A 20,125-nucleotide genomic window follows, 5' to 3' on the forward strand; every position below is an offset into this window, starting at 1 on the left:
GTGAGTTCCAAAAAGAGAATTTTCCTCTATCTTCTTGCCATTATTTTTGTCGGTTGTGCACTGCGCATTCCTTCTTTGCTCGTTAATTTTGTTAATATTGATGAGAATGAAGTTGTCCTTGCCGCCAAAATTCTCACGCAGGGTGGACTTCCGTACCGTGATTACATGATCTACCAACCGCCTCTGCTTTATTATTTTTATGCTCTGGTCATGGTTCTTATTCCGACGCCGGAGCTCAGCGATTCCATTTGGTGGGTGCATGTGGCGACTTTTTTTGTGGTAGCAGGCACCTGCATCGCCATTTATTTTACGGCGAAGTCCGTTTTCGACGATCAAAGGAAGGGGCTTTTTGCGGCTCTGTTTTTTGCCATTTTTTCAACCACCTATCTTCCGCAAGACATGCTGGCGGCCAATATTGAGCTCATTATGATTCTGCCCATGACTCTTTGCGTCTGTTTTTTCGTCAGGGAAAAATATTTTTTGGCCGGGCTTTTTATGGGGCTGGTACTTTTGTCCAAATATCAGGGTGCCGTTTTGCTTCCGGCGCTTGGTCTTTATCTTTTAATTAAGAAACGCGGATCCGCTGTGTTTCCCATGACCGTCCTATTAATTGCGACGGCGCTTGTTTGTGCCTCGTGGGCTTATTATTTATATGCCAAAGGGGCGTGGTCTTATGCCGTTCAGTGTTTTCAATATATCCTCCATTATGCCAAGGGACCCCAGCAAAACGACTGGCTCTACATTACTCTCAAACTTTTACTGCGCACCACCTTGATAGGGATTGCCGGATTTGGGCTTTGGGCTTTTGCTCTGAAGGGCTTTCGCAAATCCTTCCATTGTCCGGAATTTTTGTTTGTCTTGTGGATCGTTTTTGGTTTTTTGGCGATCATCGCGGGCGGTAGGATGTATTTTCATTACTATCTGATTATCTATCCGCCATTAGCCATTTTGGCGGGTGCGCAGGCGGTGGATTTTTTTGAGCGTCTGAAGCATCTTCCATTCGAAAAAACGGTGTGGCGGGTCACCATTTTTATTCTGATGTTCTCCCTGCCTGTTACGGGATTCACGGCCTACGCCACTTACAAACCTTTTCGTATCAAGTCTCCCAAGGATTATTGGATTTATGTCGTGGATTACATTCGCGACCGGAGTGCGCCCACAGACTCCGTTTTGGTGTGGGGTTACTGTCCGCAAATTTATGTTGCATCGAATCGCAACATGGCAACCCGTTTTACCACCTCGGATTATTTGACCGGAAGAACTCCGAAAACGGCGGGTTTGGAATATGATCCCAAAACACTTAACCCTCCCTCCGTTTGGAAAAAATTATTGGGTGATTTTAAAACTCCGTCCCAAGTTATCGACTACGATACCTCCGACAATATTTTCCCGGTGGCTTGGGAATTATTTTCACAAGATTTATCTAATAATAAACCGGAGTTGATTATTGATACGTCTCCCTCCAATTACAGAATGTATGGGCGGTATCCGATGTCCAAATTTCCCGTGCTGGACGAATATGTTCATAAAAATTATGTCTTCGAGGCGAGTATTCGCGGAATGGATATTTACAGGAAAAAGTCGTCCGTTGTCAGAAATCAGTCGTCAGAAAAAAAACAAAGATGATGACCGCCATTGTCATACCGACTTATAACGAAAAAGAGAATCTCCCGATTCTGGCGCAGAGAATTTTTGCGCTCAATCTTCCCGATGTGTATTTGATTGTGGTGGATGACAACTCTCCCGATGGAACGGGGGATGTGGCAGAGGGGCTGGTCAAAGAATACGGCAAGATTCATGTGCTTCACAGACAAGTCCGTGGTCGCGCAACGGCGGGGCTGGATGGTTTTCGTCTGGCTCTGAAAATGGGTGCCGATTTTATTGTGGAGATGGATGCGGATCTTTCGCACGATCCCAATGATATCCCAAGATTTCTGGAGGCGATTCGTTCGACGGATGTGGTCGTCGGTTCCCGTTACTCTGGCGGCGTTATCGAAAATCGAAGTTGGTTTCGCAATCGTTTGAGTGATGTCATCAATTTTTTCAACCGGTGGTTTTTGGGTTTGAAAATCAGGGATATTTCCGGCGGATATAAATGTTATCGCAGAGAAGTTTTGGCTTCCCTGAATTTTGACCGGTTTGTTTCGACCGGTTATTCAATCGGCGCGGAACTTTTATACCGGATTTCGAAAAACAAATTCAAAATGGTGGAAATTCCGATTCATTTTCACAACCGCATCCATGGATATTCCAAATGTGATTTGCGACAGATGGTGAACTACGGATTCAAGTTGGTACAAATCCGGTTTTTCATGTGAATGTTTTTATGGTCCATAGTCCATGGTCTTTTTTATGATTCTCCTTCTCGATAACTACGATTCGTTTACCTATAATCTTTATCAGGCCGTTTCCCATTTTGGTCAGGAGGTGAAGATTGTCCGCAACGATCAGATCACTTGTGAAGAAGCGCTGAAGTTGCAACCAACTCATATCATTTTATCTCCGGGCCCAAAAACACCGAATGAAGCGGGCATTTGCGTGGAGCTCATTCAAAAAGTGTCGGGAAGTATTCCTCTGTTGGGAGTTTGTCTGGGACATCAAGCCATTGCGATGGCGTTTGGCGGCACGATTATCCCGTCCAGAAAAATTGTTCATGGAAAAACATCCAAGATTTTTCACAAGCACGAAGGTCTTTTTCGTAACATGGACAGCCCGTTTGAAGCGACGCGCTATCATTCTCTGGCGGTGGCAAGAGAAACATTGCCGGAGTTTCTTAAAATTACCGCCACCACCGAAGACGATGAAATCATGGGTCTGGAACATGTAAAATGGCCCCTCTTCGGCATTCAGTTCCACCCCGAATCCATCCTGACACCCGCCGGAAAACAACTCCTAGAAAATTTTTTCCAGTTCTAACGCATTCCGCCTTGATCTCTTTTTTCTTTTAGTTAAAGGAACCGCCCGTGGAATTCTTTCAGACCATTCGGGAAAAGATGTTTCAGCAGACTTTGGCATCATTGCCAAAAGGGTTTCCCCAATATACGGCCGAGCAAGAGGCTTTCCGTTCTTCCTTTCAAAAATTGCTGACAGACGACAATTTGAAGATGGTTCTCTTTCCAAAAGCTCCTCTGTGCGATGCTGATAAAGCGGTTGTAAAAGAATTTGCGAGAAAAATTAAACAGGATTCTGCTTCGGAAGAGGAGTTTCAGAATAAAGGTATTATGACGGTATATGAACCCATTGTGCCGGCAGAAGATCTCTATCTTCTTGCGAGTCTCTATTTGTAGGGGCTTGCGTCGCCCCCTCCACCGGCAAAGCCGGCGGAGCCTCCCCCTCACGTTCGCTTTGCTCACTCGGTAGATTCCCACGGGCAAGCCCGCAGAGTACCATGCGCTTGCGCATGGGTGAATGCTTCCTTTTCTCGCGCAAAGCGCGTTTTCAAAAGTGCCACGGGCTTGCCCGTGGGAATCTATCTGTTGCCGGCCTCAGTAAGTGATTCAATGGCCACTGCAGGTCATCCGGAAGAATATAAAGAAACAAGACCCCATATTGAAGACTCCAGATTATGCCGACTGCCTTCAGAAAAACTCGCAACCTTTGCGTACTATTCCGCGATGAGTGCATTTGGATTTGGCTCTAGCATGGTGATGGGTGTGACAAGAGAGGAGAGCGGTTTTCAATTTCATTTAGAACCCTCCTGTGTGACAGCTCAAAATGAAGAATTAAAAACAGAAAATGTAGTCCGGTTTGATGGGATGCAAGTTTATTTGCCTGTTACTATCGAACAAGACGGAGTCAAAAAAGAAAGAACTCTTGCACTATCTGGAAGTGTCGGTCTTTGGGCGGGAGCTTCTTCGTGGGCCATGAAACATTTTGTTTCCGCAAAAATCAAAAGAACCGGTTACGCGTGCGGCCCCGCCACAGAAATTTTGGCTGTTATTAAAAGATAAATGAATTAATAATTGTTATTTCATGCCGCTTACAACTGTTATTGGATTAATTGCCACAAGCGTCGGATCTCTTTTTATTTCATCGAGAACGGAGATGAATTCAGCTAGGTCTTCTTTGGAAAAGTATTCAGGCATGGCTTTATGATTAGTTTCCGCAATACTTTTAAAAAAACTGTAAAAAGTTTCCGACTCCATCTCAATGGAAGAGTACCATTGTTTGATATCGAGCTTTATATTTTTAAATCCGTTTTTTAGGAGGATGTGCGGCAATATCCTGCCAATGTTTCTATCGGCACCTTGTTCTCCACATCTTTTGGCATACGCACGAAACAGTTTATACCAACCCTTTCTTTCAGGGAAAGTATGCACTCCAAAATCCATTAAATCTGTAATTATCATACGGGAACCTTTGCTTAACAAACCATAACTCCACGAGATTACATCCTCTCTATTTGGCATTAGATAAAGCGAAAGCCTTGCTGTTATCAAATCAAAATCCGCGTTGACTCGATCCGTTGGACACCTGTCCTTGACAAGTCTAACATTGGGTAATTGATTTTCTTTTATTAATTCTTCCGCCACTCTGATTAGCGGTTCACTGACCTCAATACCGGTAAACATTTTTTCTGGATAACGTTTAGCAAGTCTCAAAAGGAAATACGCATTGCCCGTCCCGATATCCAAAATATTTCTGGCATTTTTAAGGCCATGTTCTTCAAGACATAGGACTTCTTTGGGCCATGCCACATCCACCTGTGCTCTCAGTTGGTTGTCCATTTCAGATGTTAAATGTATAGCGTCCAAGTCTTCAAAATAGTTTCGCATAGAGAACTTAATTACATCTTGCTCCACCCATTGACAATTTTATTTTTGTTGAGTAGGGAGTCGCCATGTCAGAGTCCCCCATACAAGCTTATACATTTGATGATGTGTTGTTGCTCCCGGGCGAGAGCCAGATTTTGCCGTCAGAGGCGGATCTTTCCACTTATTTCACTCCCAAAATTCGATTAGCAATTCCAATAATTAGCGCCGCCATGGACACGGTTACGGAAGCCCAAACCGCCATTGCAATGGCGCAAGCGGGCGGTCTTGGTGTGATCCATCGCAACTGGTCTCCCGAAGAACAATCTCAAGAGGTGAGTCGCGTGAAAAAGTCGGAAGGGGGGATGGTGATTCATCCTGTCACCGTGGAACCCGACCAACCTTTGGCAGAAGTGCTCCGTCTGAAAAAAGAATCGGGCATTTCCGGTTTTTGTGTGGTGAAGGAAGGAAAACTCGTGGGACTTTTGAGTCACCGCGATTTTCAGTTCGAAGAAGATCTGACCCGTCCCGTGAAAAAATGCATGACTCCCGCTGAGAAATTGATCACCGCCAAAGAAGGCATCCAGATGGATGAAGCGCAACGCCTTCTTCATGAACACCGCATTGAAAAATTGCCGATTGTTGATGACCATTTTAATTTGAAGGGATTGATTACCATTAAAGATTTGGAAAAATCGCGCAGGTATCCCCATGCCACCAAAGACGCGTTGGGAAGATTGCGCGTTGCCGCGGGTATTGGCACAGGTCCCAAAGAAATTGAGCGCGCGGGTCATTTGCTCGACGCCGGTGTTGATTGTGTCGTGATTGATACCGCTCACGGTCATACCAAGCTGGTTATGGAAACCGTGAAAGCCTTTCTGAAAAATTATCCGAGCGCGGAAATTGTTGCGGGTAATGTGGCCACGGAAGAGGGCGCGCTGTCTCTCATCAAAGCCGGTGTGCATGCCGTGAAGGTGGGTATGGGACCGGGTTCCATTTGTACCACGCGCATTGTCGCGGGCGTTGGGGTGCCGCAATTAAGTGCGGTGCAGTGGGCCAACGTCGCTTCCGCGTCTGCCGGCATTCCCGTCATTGCCGACGGTGGTATCAAATTTTCCGGAGATATTGTGAAGGCGTTGGCGGCCGGTGCTTCCACCGTGATGATTGGCTCTCTGTTTGCCGGAACGGATGAATCTCCGGGCGATATGGTGCTTTATCAGGGAAGAACCTACAAAGTTTATCGCGGCATGGGATCTCTTTCTGCCATGCAGACCGGCGGGCGAGATCGTTATTTTCAACAAAATGTTGCGTTGCAAAAATTGGTGCCCGAAGGAATTGAAGGACGTGTTCCCACTCGCGGTCGTCTCACTGAAGTGGTGCATCAATTGGTTGGAGGCATTCGCGCGGGCATGGGCTATGTGGGCGCACCCAGTATTCCGGAATTAAAAAAGAAGGGACGTTTTGTCCGCATCTCACCGGCCGGTTTGAAAGAATCGCACGTGCACGATGTAATCATCACGCAAGAAGCACCCAATTATCGTTTGGAATAGGAGAAAAGATTAAAAATCAAAAAATGAGCTCTCTAAAAACCCTGCTTGTCATCCTGAACGAAGTGAAGGATCTACTTGATAACAATGTGGATTCTTCGCTTCTCTCAGAATGACAAACTATGTTTCATAGGTTTTTAGAGGTGCCAAAATTTTGATATTTAATTTTTAATTTTTGGAGTTTAACTATGACCAGTCCAGAAAGTTCCCGCGTTTTAGTTCTTGATTTTGGTTCACAATATACACAGCTCATTGCACGGCGTATCCGCGAAGCCCACGTTTATTGCGAAATTCAGACTTATAATTATTCGCTGGAGTCCATCCGCAAATTCAATCCGGCCGGAATTATTTTGTCCGGTGGGCCCGCTTCGGTTTGCGCTACGGATGCTCCCAAAATCGATCCGGAAATTTTCAAACTCAACATTCCCATTTTGGGCATCTGCTATGGCATGCAACTCATTGTGCAGGCCTTCGGTGGGGACGTGGCCCCTTCGGACAAAAGGGAATTTGGGAAGGCCGACATTGAATGCGACAAAAGCGACCCTCTGTTTCGTACCCTCAAATCTCCAACAACAGTTTGGATGAGTCATTGTGATTATGTCACACGTCTGCCGAAAGGTTTTCATTCGGTTGCTCACACTTCCAACAGTCCTGTTGCCGCTTTGACCAATGCGAGTCACACCGTTTATGGGATTCAGTTTCATCCGGAAGTAACGCATACGTTGGAAGGAACACGTCTTATCGAAAACTTTTTGTATCAGGTTTGTAATTTGAAACCGACTTGGACGATGGCTTCTTTTGCGGATCAGGCGATCGAAAATATTCGCCGACAAGTGGGAAATGAAAGAGTGATTTGCGCTTTGTCGGGGGGTGTTGATTCTTCCGTGGTCGCCATTCTCATTCATAAAGCGATTGGAGACCGTCTCACCTGCATTTTTGTGAACAACGGCTTGCTTCGCAAAGACGAGGTGGATAAAATTGAGCGCGTCTTCACACACACGTTTCATATTCCTTTAATTTCAGTCAACGCCGAGGAGCGATTCTTAAAAAAATTGCGCGGGATTATTGATCCGGAAGCCAAACGCAAAATTATCGGCAATGAATTCGTGTCGGTTTTTGATGAAGAGGCGAGGCGCTTGAAAGGGGTTGAGTTTCTGGCTCAAGGCACACTCTATCCCGATGTGATCGAATCGATTTCATTCAAGGGACCTTCCGCCGTGATTAAAAGTCATCACAATGTGGGCGGTCTTCCGGAAAAAATGGGATTGAAATTGGTGGAACCTTTGCGGGAATTGTTTAAAGATGAAGTGCGGGAGTTGGGACAGGCGCTGGGGATTCCAAAAGAAGTCACGGGCAGACAACCCTTTCCGGGACCGGGGCTTGCCATCCGCATTATCGGGGAAGTCACGAGGGAGCATATTGAAATTTTGCGCAACGCCGATGAGGTGATGATGCAAGAGGTGAAAAGTTCGGGATGGTACAACAAGGTCTGGCAGACCTTTTGCATTTTGCTTCCAATCAAAACGGTTGGCGTGATGGGAGATGAAAGAACCTATGAAAATGTTGTTGCTCTCCGCGCGGTGGAAAGTCTGGACGGCATGACCGCCGACTGGGCCAAACTCCCCTATGACCTGCTCGGAAGAATTTCCAACCGGATCATCAATGAGGTAAAAGGCATCAACCGCGTCGTCTTCGACATCTCCTCCAAACCCCCGGCGACGATTGAGTGGGAATAGAGGTTCATGCACCACAGCGACTTTGTTCATTTGCATCTTCATACCTACTACAGTCTCCTCGATGGGGCGTGTCCGATTCAGGCGCTTGCCGACAAAGTTCATGATTTGAAAATGCCTGCGGTGGCGATGACCGATCACGGTAATCTTTTTGGGGCGATCGAATTTTATCAGATCATGTCGAAAAAGGGGATCAAGCCGGTCATCGGTTGTGAAACTTATCTTATGACGGCCGGTTCGCGGCACAAAAAAGATACTTCGGGCGAAGGTTTTTTGTCTCACATTACGCTTCTTTCAAAAAACAGAACCGGTTATCAAAATCTTTGCCGCCTCGTGAGCGCCGGACACTTGGAAGGGTTTTATTACAAACCGCGCATCGATAAAGAATTGTTTGAGCAATATAGCAGTGATCTCATCGCGTTGTCCGGGTGTTTGCGCGGTGAAATTCCCATGCTTCTGCAACGCGGAAATTTCGAAGGAGCCAAACAGGCGGCCCAGTATTATTCAAAACTTTTGGGAGAGGGAAATTTTTATCTCGAACTCACCGATTGCGGCATGCAGGAGCAGATCAACGTTCGTGAAGGGCTTTTAAGATTGGCCAAAGAGGTGGGGCTTCCCCTCGTCGCAACAAACGATGTTCATTATCTCCGGCAGGAAGGCTCTGCGGCACACGATGCGCTGGTTTGCATCCAGACCGGAAAACTGCTCTCCGACACGAACCGGATGAAAATGGATTCGGATCAGCTCTATCTCAAATCCGCGGAGGAGATGAAGGCGCTGTTTTCCGACGCACCCGAGGCGATTTCCAATTCCGTTTCCATCGCTGAAAAATGCAATCTCGAACTTGATTTCAAGACCTATCATTTCCCGCGCTTTCAGGTCCCTGACCAAAAAGATTTGCCGACTTATTTAACGGATCAGACGTCGCAGGGATTTGAAAAACGTTGGAAGGAAATTGAAATTCGTTTTGCCAGTTCTGAAACGAAACCTTCAAGGGCGCTTTATCTGAAACGTCTCCACTCCGAATTGGAGATGATTAAAAAAACCGGTTTCGCCGGATATTTTTTGATCGTGGCGGACTTCATAAGTTACGCCAAATCGCAAGGCATTCCCGTGGGCCCCGGGCGCGGTTCTGCGGCCGGTTCACTCGTGGTTTATTGTCTGGGAATTACCGACATCGACCCCGTGGAACATCATCTTTTGTTTGAGCGCTTCATCAATCCGGAGCGTGTAACTCAACCCGATATGGATATCGATTTTTGCATGCGTCGTCGCGATGAGGTTTTGCAATATGTGACGAAAAAATATGGCAACGTTTCGCAAATCATCACGTTTGGAAAAATGAAAGCCCGCGCCGTGGTGCGCGATGTGGGTCGCGTGATGGGAGTGCCGTATGGAGATGTCGATCGTCTTGCGAAATTAATTCCAAATGTTTTGGGAATGACACTGGAACTGGCTTTGAAAACCGAACCGCAGTTGAAAGATCTTGCCGAAAAAGATGAAAAGATAAAAAAACTGATTGAAGTGGCCAAAATGCTCGAAGGTTTTCCGCGCCACGCCTCCACGCACGCCGCCGGTGTGGTGATTTCCGATCAACCGCTTGTCAATTTTCTTCCGCTCTATCGCGGTCAACATGATGAAACGGTGACTCAATACGATATGAAGGCCGTGGAAAAAGTGGGTCTCATCAAATTCGACTTTTTGGGACTCAAAACACTCACCGTTCTGGACGACACGATAAAACTGATCGAAAAAAATCACGGGAAAAAAATAGATTTGTCCACGTTGCCCCTCGATGATCCGCTCGTTTATAAAATTCTTGGAGAAGCCGACACCTCCGGTGTTTTCCAGCTTGAATCTTCCGGGATGACCGATCTTGTGGCGAAGCTTAAACCAAACCGCTTTGCCGACCTCATCGCGTTAGTGGCTCTTTTCCGCCCGGGTCCTCTGGGCTCCGGCATGGTTGATGATTTTATTGCGAGAAAACACGGGCGCACTCCGATCCGTTATGAACTCCCTCAACTCGAAGAAATTTTGGCCGACACTTACGGCATCATTTTATATCAGGAACAGGTGATGCAAATCGCAAGTAGGCTTGCCAATTTCAATCTAGGAGATGCCGACATTTTGCGCCGTGCCATGGGAAAAAAGAATGCCGAAGAGATGGCAAAGCAACGTCAGCAATTTTTGTCCGGCGCCAAGGCCAATAAAATCCCCGCGCACAAAGCGGAAAAGATTTTTGATCTGATGGCCAAATTTGCCGAATACGGTTTCAATAAATGCGTTGTTGGAGAAACGGAACTGGTGGATGCCGTGACGGGTGAGATTTTTACAGTGGAAGATTTGGTAAGAGAGGGGCCCGGCCGAAAAATTTTCAGCTGTGACGAAAAATTCAAAATAGTTCCGCGAAAAATTGAGGCAGTGATTTCTAATGGAAAGAAAAAAGTTTTTTTATTGAGAACCCGATTGGGTTATCAAATCCGGGCCACGGCCAACCACCCGTTTTTAGCTTTGGATGGCTGGAAGCATCTGAAAGAATTAAAGATAGGAGACAGGATTGCCACGCCCAGACGGTTATTTGTCAATACTCAGGAGGAATGGCCGGAGCACGAAGTTATTTCATTGGCATGGTTGATCTCGGAGGGTAATACCTGTCACCCCAATTCGTTGTATTTCTATAATAATGATATTTCCCTTGTGAAGGATTTTGCGGCCCATATTGAAAAGTTTCCGTTCACCAAAGCACGGTGTTATCAGTGCAAAAATGGTCGTTGGGAAGTCTGTGCCAATACAGGGGTTCGGCTTCAGGCGGACACGGCCAGAAAGCGCGGACATCCCAGCAGGTCCGGTGCGTTTATTTGGGCTCAAAAATTGGGTCTGATTGGAAAGAAGGCTCGCGAGAAATCTATTCCTCAACAAGTATTTCGGCTGTCCCCGCGGCAATTAGCTATTTTTTTGGGTCGGCTCTGGTCTGGAGACGGTTTTATCTATGGATTGGATAATGCCGTTCCGTTTTACGCAACCTCATCGGAGAAATTGGCGGCTCAAGTGCAACATCTGCTACTCCGATTCGGCATTGTTTCGAGAGTCGCCATGAAAAATTTTTCATATAAGGGAGGAATTAAGAAGGGGTTTGCCGTTCTGGTTACGGGAGAAGGGTCGAGTCGGCTGTTTCTCGATTCGATAGGGCCTTATCTAATTGGAAGAGATCAGCAAACCACTGCATTAAAAAAATATTTGAAAAAGAGGGGCGCAGGAAAGGGGTGTCGAGATACCATTCCGTGGGAAGTTAAATGTTGGATTAGAGAAGCAAAAGGGGCATCCGGCAAAACATGGGTGGAGATCGAAACGGAGACAGATTTATCCATGAGAGAATTTTATGGGGGGCATCATCTCTATAAAAGGGGCTTCAGGCGCAATACTGTTGAAAAATTGGGGCGATATTTTTATTCGGATAGATTGGCGGCTCTTGGTACTTCGGACATCTATTGGGATGAGATTGAAACAATTCAGCCCGAAGGGATTCGAGAAACTTATGATTTAACTATAGAAAAAAATCATAATTTTGTGGCTGACGGAATCATCGTTCATAATTCTCACAGTACCGCGTATGCAATGGTTGCCTATCAGACCGCCTATTTCAAAGCTCATTACCCAACCGAATACATGGCCTGTCTGCTCACAACGGAAATGGGGAATACCGACAAGGTTTTATTTTACATGCAGGATTGCGCGGCGCACGACATTCAGATTTTGCCTCCGGATTTAAACGAGAGCGAACTTCCTTTTTCGGTGGTGGCAGACAAAAAAATCCGCTTCGGTCTGGCGGCCGTGAAAAACGTGGGGGAGGGTGCGGTGGAGATCATTGTAGAAAGCCGCCAAAAAGAAGGTCCCTTTTATTCTCTTTTCGATTTTTGTGAGCGCGTGGATTCCAGAAAATCAAACCGCCGCGTGGTGGAGAGTCTTATCAAAGCCGGTGCGTTTGATTTTACCAAGGCAAGGCGTTCGCAGTTGATGGCGGTGCTGGATGTCGCCATCGAGTATGGAGATCGCCGCCAAAAAGATAAACTGAGAGGACAGTTTAGTTTGTTGGATCAATTCAGGACCATGGACAATGGACAATGGACCATGGACCAAAAACTTTCCGATATTGAGGAATGGTCGGAGAGGGTGAGACTTCAGTTTGAAAAAGAAGTTTTGGGATTTTATCTCACCGGGCATCCTCTGGCTCAATTTGAAAAACTGCTGGCGCAATACGCCACCGCCGATTGTCTTCAGGTGGCCGAACTTCCCGACAAACGGGAGATCCGCGTCGCCGGCGTTGTTGCGAGCCTCAAAGAAATCACCACCAAAAAAGGGGAGAGGATGGGTTTCATCACTCTCGAAGATCTGAAGGGTTCCGTAGAGGTGGTGGTTTTTCCGGAGACGTATCAGAAATCTCACACATGGCTTAAAGAAGAGAGACCCATTCTCCTTGTTGGCAATGTGGATGAGGGAGAAGAAACCAACAAGATCATCGCCAAACAAATTTTTCTTCTGGAAGAAGCACCGCAACAATTGACCAAAACAATTCACTTTCGCTTAAGCAGTGTGGAGGCCTCTCCAAAACAATTGCAGGCGCTGAAATCGGTCCTCGGTCGCTATCGCGGGAATTGCGCGGCCTACCTGCATCTCATCATTCCCAACGAATCCGAAACGGTCCTCAAACTTCCCGACGATCTCAAAGTCGATCCCATCCCCCAACTCGTAGAATCCGTCCAAAAACTCTTCGGCCACAACATAACGTGGTTTCAAAACTGAAGAGGTAATCCGGACAGAGGGGTTTTTCAGTCCAGTTGTTTCCTTGCCTCTTCAATGAACCGTTCGGCCGCCAAAACAAGTTTCTTTGCGCCCGCCTCTGAAAAGGTTTCTTCGTAATCGGCATTTTCTCTCATGGTTTTTGTACCGCCTTTTCAGCTCTGTTCCCATAAAAGGATTCCCTTTCTTATCGTTTCATAAAAAACGCTGTTATCTTGCGGCAGAGACAGCCACTCCGCGCTGGATTTGACGACGATCTGCAGTTTTTCCTCAAATTTGCGCGCGATTTTAAAGATGGCGTCGGCAGTTTCCGATACTACGAAAAGGTCGCTGTCGCTTTCTGAAGTATTATCCCCGACCGCTCTGCTACCAAAAAGAATTATTTTTGAACTTTGCGGTTTCAAATGTTCCACAAGCTCCTGAACATGCAGAATGTTGCTTGCGATCTTCATGGTATGAATGAACGGGGACTCGATAAGGCGGTTCATGACCATATTGCCGCGCACCGTCCTTTCAACAAGGCCCATGCGTGTCAGCTCACGCAATGACATATTGACGGCAGAACGCCCGACGCCTTTTACCCGCGCTGTTATCTCGGTGTCATTGAGCTTAAGGTCGGAATTCTGCAAAAGGAAATCAAGGACCTTGAGTTTCGGTGTCGAAAAAAGCCCTTTCCATATATAAAGCTTATTTACCATATATATGGATAATATTCCATAATTGCGGAAAATATGCAACGATTGTTTGAGCAAATAAAATGTTCATTTTTATTGTCATTCCTGCGAAGCTTGTCCCTGCAAGCAGTAGGCAGGGAGCAGGGATCCAGTAATTTATTTCTGGTTCCCGACTTTCGTCGGGACGACGTCTGGATCCCCGTCGGAGTTTACCCCGTACCGCGATACGGGGCGGGGATGACATACTAAAAGATGATTCGCTATAGGTGTAATTTTTGTTTGACAAATTACACCACATTTTTTATTCTTATTCCCGGGCTGGGAGGTACCATGGGGCTCGCAAATATCAAGATTCCAACCAAAGAAATTGAGGAACTGAAAAAATACACCGAGGAGAGCACGGGCCAGAAAGCCGTTCAAAAAGCACTGGTTTATTTTCTTCGGGAAGCCAGACAGCGCCGCATTGTGGATGTCTTGAAAGAAGTTTCCTTTCAACAATCCTTTAATCCACTCAAATTAAGACGAAATGAAAGATAAATATATTCTTGATTCATCGATCTGGATTGAACTGGAGCGCCAGACGCCTGCCATCTGCAAACAGTTCCTCCCTCTGATTCAGAAAAACAGGGTTTGTCTGGTGGATGTTATTGTGGCTGAAGTTTTACGCGGGACGAAAACGAAAAAAGATTTTCAAATCCTCAAAAAAGCCTTCGAAAATTTTCGCTGGTTGCGTGGTTCCTGGCAAAAAGTCGCCGAACTGGCTTTTCAAACGGCCCAAAGGGGTTTTCATCCTCCTCTTGTTGATTTGTATATTGCGCAATGTGCCCTCGACAATAAAAGAACTGTGGTTACCCAAGACAAACATTTTTCGCATATTGCCCGTGTCACTTCTCTTGAGTTGATTTTGGTCTGAAAAAACCGATAAAATTCCTTGCTCCTCTTATTTGGCGACGGTACAATTAAGCCAGATGTCACATCCGGCTTTCAAGCCAAGTTCCAAAAAAGAACGCGTTTTCCTCACGGGTGTTCGGCGTCGTGGTCAAACCCATCACGAATTTGAAGCCTCCCGCAGTGAGTTGAATCGGCTTATCGATACGGCCGGTGGGCAGGTGGTGGCACAAGCCTCTCAGGAAATTGAACATCCCAATCCGAAATCTTTTCTGGGGAAGGGGAAGGTGCAGGAAATTCAGAATCATATTCGTCAAACCTCTGTCGATAGTGTGGCGATTGACGATGAACTGACCCCAAATCAAAATCATAATTTGGAAGATGCGTGGGGCGTGAAGGTCGTTGACCGGACCGCCGTGATTCTCGACATCTTCGCCAAACGCGCCCACACAAAAGAAGGGCGTCTGCAAGTGGAGTTGGCGCAGTTGCAATATGTTCAATCAAGACTCAAAGGGATGTGGTCGCACTTCAGCAAACAGACGGGGGGCATTGGCACGCGGGGTCCCGGCGAAACGCAGTTGGAAGTGGATCGACGCCGCATTCGTGAGCGAATCACTCTTTTGAGAGATCGCTTGAAAGATGTCGAGACGCATCGCGAAATTCACCGCCTGCGCAGAGAGGCGGTTCCGTTCCCGCTTTTTTCGCTCGTCGGTTATACCAACGCGGGCAAATCCACTTTGATGAACGCGGTCACGAAAGCCGGAATTTTTGTTGAAGACAAACTTTTCGCGACACTCGACCCCACCGTGCGGCGTTTGAAACTCCCAAGCGGCCGGCAAGCTCTGTTGGCGGATACCGTGGGTTTCATCCGCAAACTTCCGCATACATTGATTGAAGCTTTCAAAGCCACTTTCGAAGAAATTGCCCATTCCGATTGTCTGATTCATGTGGTCGATGCAAGCGACCCCGAAATGCATAAACAGATTGAAACGGTGGAACGGGTGCTAACGGAATTGAATCTAGGCCAAAAACCCGTGATTGTTGTCTTCAACAAAAGTGATCAGGGGATGATGGGTTTCACGGGTCTGCAAGGAATTTCGGTTTCCGCACTCAAGGGATATGGCATTGAAAAATTGTTGGAAGAGATGGATACCACAGCCCGTCGCTCGTGCCAGAAAGTCCGGTTTTGCATTCCCTACAGCCGCGGCGATATTCTTTCGACCCTTTATTCCATGGGTCACATATTGGAAGTAAAACACGAACCCCACGGCGTTGAAGTCGACTGCGAAATCAACCCCAAATTTGTCCAGAGATATCAGGAATATCTGGCGGAATGAGGAATGTCATTTCGGCGAAAGCCGAAATTCAGAAGTGACGTTTTTGCCCAATAAGTGTCCGACACTTACAGGGGGGGTCTCTGTAAGTGTCGGACACTTAGTGAGAGGCGACTGACCCCTTGCCATTTAACGCTTGTTTTTTGTATAAAATCTTATACAATTTTATGTATGAAAAGTGTCTTTGATCTATTTACATCAAGAGCGAGGGTAATGATCCTAAGGACGCTTTATTATCAAAAGCGGGCCATACCGCTTCGCCATGTTTCTTCCATTTCAAATCTGCCGATCTTTTCGGTTCAAAATGCCATCCATTCACTTGTGGACGACAATCTGATCATCAGGACGGAGAAAGACAACAATGTCCTGTTTGAACTCAATGAAAAATATTTTTTATATAGTATTTTAGAACAATTTTTTATTCTTGAAGCAAACAATCGAATTTCTTTGGAAGCCAAGTTGCTCTATCAAAAGGCAAGAGCGACACTGGAATTCGCGAACACGGCGAATATTTTTTTCAGGCGTGTCAAACAAAAGAGGGTTACTCAATGAACCTGATCATGTTTTTCAAGGAGGTTGTTAAAACACTTCAGGCCAGCAATGCGGATTATGCCTTGGCCGGAGGGCTGGTTGCCTCGGTTTACAGAAAAGATGAAAGGACCACCAACGATTTGGATTTTCTGATATTCTCAGGTAAAAAAACACAAGAAATGGCGTCTTCAATTATCAGACAATTCGGATTGGAGCCCCACGTCATCAGAAAGGCCGATCTTGAGGGAGGGCCGATGTTCGCAATCAAAAGGGGAAACACACCCCCTTATATTGTAGCCGGAAGGGCAAAAAAGGATGAAAAAAAAATCGGTCTCGATTTCATCTTGCCAAATATGCCATGGTTCGAAGAGTCAATCAAAAGGGCCAAGTTTAACGAAATAGATTTCGGCTTTGGTCCCGTTGCCTGTCTGACAAAAGAAGATCTTATTATTGCCAAATTATATTCATTACAGAATGACCAGAGCCGTTTCAACGACCTCGATGACCTAAAATCCATCCTTCAGGCTGGCCATGACATCGATATACCCTATATTTGCGGTCAAATGCAGAAACTTGAATTGTCGGTTCCAGACCTCATTAAAGATTTTGTGCCCAAGCCAATTCTTTTGACCTCAAAAAGAGTTCGTCGAGAATTTAAAAATCGTTAAAAACGACCCCACGGCGTTGAAGTGGACTGCGAAATCAACCCCAAATTTGTCCAGATATCAAGAATACGTGGTATAAAAATCTTTCCTATTTTTGACCTTCAGTATAAGCCAATCTTATGTGTGAATGAGTATCCGGCTTTGCCGGTGCGAATGAAAGGGGTGCGGGGGGAATGAGCCACGAAGTGGCGAGTCAAGGCCAGCCGAGCTGGCCGCGAAGCAAATTCAAAGAATTTGTGGAGCCAAGCCGACCCCCCGATATTATGAAAAATAAAAAAACGTTACTGCTTGTCTGTTCTTTGGTGTTGTTTCTGTCGTCATCAGTATTTGCCGGCACGAAGGTTAAAAACGTGATGAGACAACGCGTGGAAGTTCATTTGACTGGCGGAAGAGTCCTCAGCATTCTTCCGGCAGAAATCGTTACCGTTGCGAATGATGATTTTGAAAGTCCCCAATTGAGGGCATTGATTGAAAAAGGGGATCTCGTTGTAATGCAGGACGAAAGCACAAAAAAACCGTCCCTCGATATAAAATTCGGAAAAACTGGAAAAGTCCATAAATAGTAACTCTAAGTCGCTTCTTTTTTCTCGGCTTGAGTTTGGCGGGTAAAGCCGCTAGAAACTCCCTTCATGCAAACCTATAATCCGGGCGTTTTGGAAGTGAAGTGGCAGAAATATTGGGAAGAGAAAAAACTTTTCAAAGCTGTCGAAGAGTCCAAAAAGAAGAAATACTATATCTTGGGAATGCTTCCCTATCCCTCGGGCCGCATTCATATGGGGCATGTGCGCAATTATACCGTTGTCGATGTGTCAGCCCGCTTCAAAAGAATGAACGAATTTTCCGTGTTACATCCGATGGGTTGGGATGCCTTTGGGCTTCCGGCTGAAAATGCGGCGATCAAAAACAAAATTCACCCGGCCAAATGGACTTACGAAAATATTGATGTGATGCGCACCCAACTAAAACGGATGGGATATTCGATCGATTGGGACAGGGAATTTGCAACCTGCGATGCCGACTATTATCGCTGGGAGCAGTTTCTTTTTCTGAAGATGTTCCAAAAGGGGATGGTCTATCGAAAAGAAAAACTTTTAAATTGGTGCGATGGTTGTAAAACCGTACTGGCCAATGAACAAGTCAAAGAAGGGAAATGCTGGCGCTGTTCCACGTTGGTCGCGCAAAAGCCGCTGGAGCAATGGTTTTTCAAAATCACCGATTACGCCGAAGAACTGCTGAACGACATTGACCTCAAACTGCAAGGCTGGCCCGACCGCGTGAAGACAATGCAGAAAGAATGGATCGGCAGATCGGATGGAGCCCTGATAAAATTCAACATCCAAAATTCAAAATCCAAAATTGAGATTTTTACCACCCGCCCCGACACGCTTTACGGCGCCACTTTCATGAGTCTTGCGTGCGAACATCCCCTGCTGATGGAACTGGCACAAAAAGGGGGAAAACAAAAAGAGGTGCAAGCCTTTGTCGAAAAAACATCCCATTTGGAACGGATGAAGCGCCTGACCGGAGAGTATGAAAAAGAGGGAGTTTTCACGGGATGCTATTGCATCAATCCTGTCACACAAGAAAAAATGCCGATTTACGCGGCCAATTTTGTTTTGATGGATTACGGAACCGGAGCGGTGATGGCCGTTCCCGCACATGACCAAAGAGATTTTGAATTTGCAAAGAAATATAAATTGCCGCTCCGACTTGTGATTCAGCCGGAAGGGGAAAAGTTGGTCGTGGAAAAATTGGAAGCGGCTTACGAAGGTCCCGGAAAGCTTGTCGCTTCTGCCGAGTTTGATGGTTTGGATAATGAAGAGGCCAAGAAAAAAATCACGCAAAAATTAAAAAAGATGGGTGTGGGAGATGTGACCGTGCATTTTAAATTGAAAGACTGGTGTCTCTCCCGCCAGCGCTATTGGGGTGCGCCAATCCCAATCATCTATTGCGCCGATTGCGGAACCGTGCCCGTGCCCGAAAATGATTTGCCCGTGAAACTCCCCACCGATGTTCCTTTCACGGGAGAGGGGGGTTCGCCGCTTTCCAAAGTTGAAAAATTTGTGAATGTAAAATGCCCTGAGTGCGGCAAAAAAGCGCGGCGTGAAACCGACACGATGGACACGTTTGTCGAATCGAGTTGGTATTTGCTCCGTTATGTCTCTCCCAAATATGACAAGGGCATGGTCGACCCGAAGAAAATTGATTACTGGATGCCGATTGACCAATACATCGGAGGCATTGAACACGCCGTGGGGCATTTGATTTATTCGCGTTACTTCACAAAAGTCATGCGTGATTTGGGGATGATTAAACTCAATGAACCCGTCACAAATTTGATGTGTCAGGGAATGGTTTGTCTGGGCGGCTCTGCGATGAGTAAATCAAAAGGGAATGTGGTCGACCCCGACACCATCATCGAAAAATATGGAGCTGACACAGCTCGTTTGTTTATCCTCTTTGCGGCCCCCGTTGAGAAAGATCTTGAATGGAATGATGCCGCGGTTGAGGGAATGTTTCGGTTTTTGGGAAGAGTGTGGCGGCTCGTAACCGAAACCAAAAATCAAAAAGCAAAAATCAAAAATAAAGAAGAAGAATGGCGCAATAAAACCATCAAGAAAGTAACCGAAGATTTGGAAAAATTTCATTTCAACACGGCGATTTCCTCACTGATGGAATATGTAAATTACTTACAGACCATGGACCATGGACCAAGGACTATGGACTTGGAAACCATTGTGATTCTTTTGTCACCGCTTGCACCGCACATGGCTGAGGAATTATGGCAGCACTTGGGGCACAAACAAAGTATCTTACAAGAGCCGTGGCCAATGTGGGATGAGAAGGCGCTTGTGGCTTCCACGATGTTGATTGTTGTGCAGGTTAATGGAAAATTGCGCGGCAATATGGAAGTTCCCGTAGATGAAAAAGAAGAAATGATCAAAAGCCAAGCCCTTGCCCTTGAAAAAGTGAAACCATTTCTGGATGGCAAACAAATTGTGAAAACAATCTACGTTCCCAAAAAATTGATGAACGTTGTTGTAAAATAATATGGATGTAACCCAACTTGATCAGGAATTGCGCTCCGGGAAAATTCGTTCCTGCTATTTGATCGTGGGAGCAGAGCGGCATCTGGCCCTCACCGCGCAAAAACAGATTCTGAATGCTATTATGGGGGCAGGCAAAGCCCCCTCCAACGGCAAAG

The 20,125-nt window shown here is 46.2% G+C and carries 18 protein-coding genes; 16 read left to right on the plus strand and 2 right to left on the minus strand.

Features of this window, described 5'->3' with window-relative positions; translation table 11 throughout:
* The 5 genes from HY877_09130 to HY877_09150 all read left to right on the plus strand — a co-directional run bounded on the left by HY877_09130 (nucleotide 1) and on the right by HY877_09150 (nucleotide 3,950).
* On the plus strand, nucleotides 1-1,626 hold the full coding sequence (locus HY877_09130) for a glycosyltransferase family 39 protein (protein ID MBI5300433.1): 1,626 nt from the start codon (nucleotides 1-3) through the stop codon (nucleotides 1,624-1,626).
* Nucleotides 1,623-2,318 (plus strand): polyprenol monophosphomannose synthase, encoded by a 696-nt coding sequence (locus HY877_09135; GenBank protein MBI5300434.1) that lies wholly within the window; start codon nucleotides 1,623-1,625, stop codon nucleotides 2,316-2,318. The genes HY877_09130 and HY877_09135 overlap by 4 nt, the downstream gene beginning before the upstream one ends.
* A 34-nt stretch (nucleotides 2,319-2,352) precedes the next feature.
* On the plus strand, nucleotides 2,353-2,916 hold the full coding sequence (locus tag HY877_09140) for an aminodeoxychorismate/anthranilate synthase component II (protein MBI5300435.1): 564 nt from the start codon (nucleotides 2,353-2,355) through the stop codon (nucleotides 2,914-2,916).
* 47 nt (nucleotides 2,917-2,963) lie between these two features.
* A complete protein-coding gene (locus HY877_09145; GenBank protein MBI5300436.1) occupies nucleotides 2,964-3,287 on the plus strand; it encodes a hypothetical protein in 324 nt (107 codons plus the stop codon).
* A 213-nt stretch (nucleotides 3,288-3,500) separates the two neighbouring features.
* Nucleotides 3,501-3,950: a hypothetical protein gene (locus HY877_09150; protein ID MBI5300437.1), complete on the plus strand. Its 450-nt coding sequence runs from the start codon at nucleotides 3,501-3,503 to the stop codon at nucleotides 3,948-3,950.
* 15 nt (nucleotides 3,951-3,965) lie between these two features.
* Here HY877_09150 and HY877_09155 read toward each other — a convergent pair whose 3' ends face one another.
* Nucleotides 3,966-4,775 (minus strand): methyltransferase domain-containing protein, encoded by an 810-nt coding sequence (locus HY877_09155; protein ID MBI5300438.1) that lies wholly within the window; start codon nucleotides 4,773-4,775, stop codon nucleotides 3,966-3,968.
* Nucleotides 4,776-4,840: 65 nt separating this feature from the next.
* Between HY877_09155 and guaB the strand changes: the two genes are divergently transcribed.
* The 3 genes from guaB (at nucleotide 4,841) to dnaE (ending at nucleotide 12,831) form a co-directional block, all read left to right on the plus strand.
* Nucleotides 4,841-6,301, plus strand: coding sequence for an IMP dehydrogenase (gene guaB / locus HY877_09160; protein ID MBI5300439.1), 1,461 nt, complete (start codon nucleotides 4,841-4,843; stop codon nucleotides 6,299-6,301).
* A gap of 185 nt (nucleotides 6,302-6,486) precedes the next feature.
* A complete protein-coding gene (guaA, locus tag HY877_09165) occupies nucleotides 6,487-8,034 on the plus strand; it encodes a glutamine-hydrolyzing GMP synthase (protein ID MBI5300440.1) in 1,548 nt (515 codons plus the stop codon).
* Nucleotides 8,035-8,040: 6 nt separating this feature from the next.
* The gene (gene dnaE, locus HY877_09170; GenBank protein MBI5300441.1) at nucleotides 8,041-12,831 is read left to right on the plus strand and encodes a DNA polymerase III subunit alpha; all 4,791 of its coding nucleotides are present in this window, start codon (nucleotides 8,041-8,043) and stop codon (nucleotides 12,829-12,831) included.
* A gap of 152 nt (nucleotides 12,832-12,983) precedes the next feature.
* Here dnaE and HY877_09175 read toward each other — a convergent pair whose 3' ends face one another.
* Entirely contained in the window at nucleotides 12,984-13,526 is a 543-nt protein-coding gene (locus HY877_09175) for a nucleotidyltransferase domain-containing protein (GenBank protein ID MBI5300442.1), read from the minus strand.
* 306 nt (nucleotides 13,527-13,832) lie between these two features.
* On the opposite strand from HY877_09175, the gene HY877_09180 reads away from it, so the two are divergent.
* The 8 genes from HY877_09180 to HY877_09215 form a co-directional block, all read left to right on the plus strand.
* A complete protein-coding gene (locus tag HY877_09180; protein MBI5300443.1) occupies nucleotides 13,833-14,039 on the plus strand; it encodes a hypothetical protein in 207 nt (68 codons plus the stop codon).
* Entirely contained in the window at nucleotides 14,029-14,415 is a 387-nt protein-coding gene (locus tag HY877_09185) for a PIN domain-containing protein (protein ID MBI5300444.1), read from the plus strand. Before HY877_09180 ends, HY877_09185 begins: the two co-directional genes overlap by 11 nt.
* A 55-nt stretch (nucleotides 14,416-14,470) precedes the next feature.
* On the plus strand, nucleotides 14,471-15,727 hold the full coding sequence (hflX, locus tag HY877_09190; protein ID MBI5300445.1) for a GTPase HflX: 1,257 nt from the start codon (nucleotides 14,471-14,473) through the stop codon (nucleotides 15,725-15,727).
* 210 nt (nucleotides 15,728-15,937) lie between these two features.
* Complete coding sequence (locus HY877_09195; GenBank protein ID MBI5300446.1) at nucleotides 15,938-16,276, plus strand: hypothetical protein; 339 nt, start codon at nucleotides 15,938-15,940, stop codon at nucleotides 16,274-16,276.
* On the plus strand, nucleotides 16,273-16,923 hold the full coding sequence (locus HY877_09200; protein MBI5300447.1) for a nucleotidyl transferase AbiEii/AbiGii toxin family protein: 651 nt from the start codon (nucleotides 16,273-16,275) through the stop codon (nucleotides 16,921-16,923). The genes HY877_09195 and HY877_09200 overlap by 4 nt, the downstream gene beginning before the upstream one ends.
* A gap of 170 nt (nucleotides 16,924-17,093) precedes the next feature.
* Entirely contained in the window at nucleotides 17,094-17,483 is a 390-nt protein-coding gene (locus HY877_09205) for a hypothetical protein (GenBank protein ID MBI5300448.1), read from the plus strand.
* 66 nt (nucleotides 17,484-17,549) lie between these two features.
* On the plus strand, nucleotides 17,550-19,970 hold the full coding sequence (locus tag HY877_09210) for a leucine--tRNA ligase (protein ID MBI5300449.1): 2,421 nt from the start codon (nucleotides 17,550-17,552) through the stop codon (nucleotides 19,968-19,970).
* Between the two features lies 1 nt (nucleotide 19,971).
* Nucleotides 19,972-20,125 (plus strand): hypothetical protein (locus tag HY877_09215; GenBank protein MBI5300450.1); only part of this gene is annotated, 154 nt, incomplete at its 3' end.

The organism is Deltaproteobacteria bacterium (assembly GCA_016213065.1).
Lineage (GTDB): Bacteria > UBA10199 > UBA10199 > SPLOWO2-01-44-7 > SPLOWO2-01-44-7 > JACRBV01.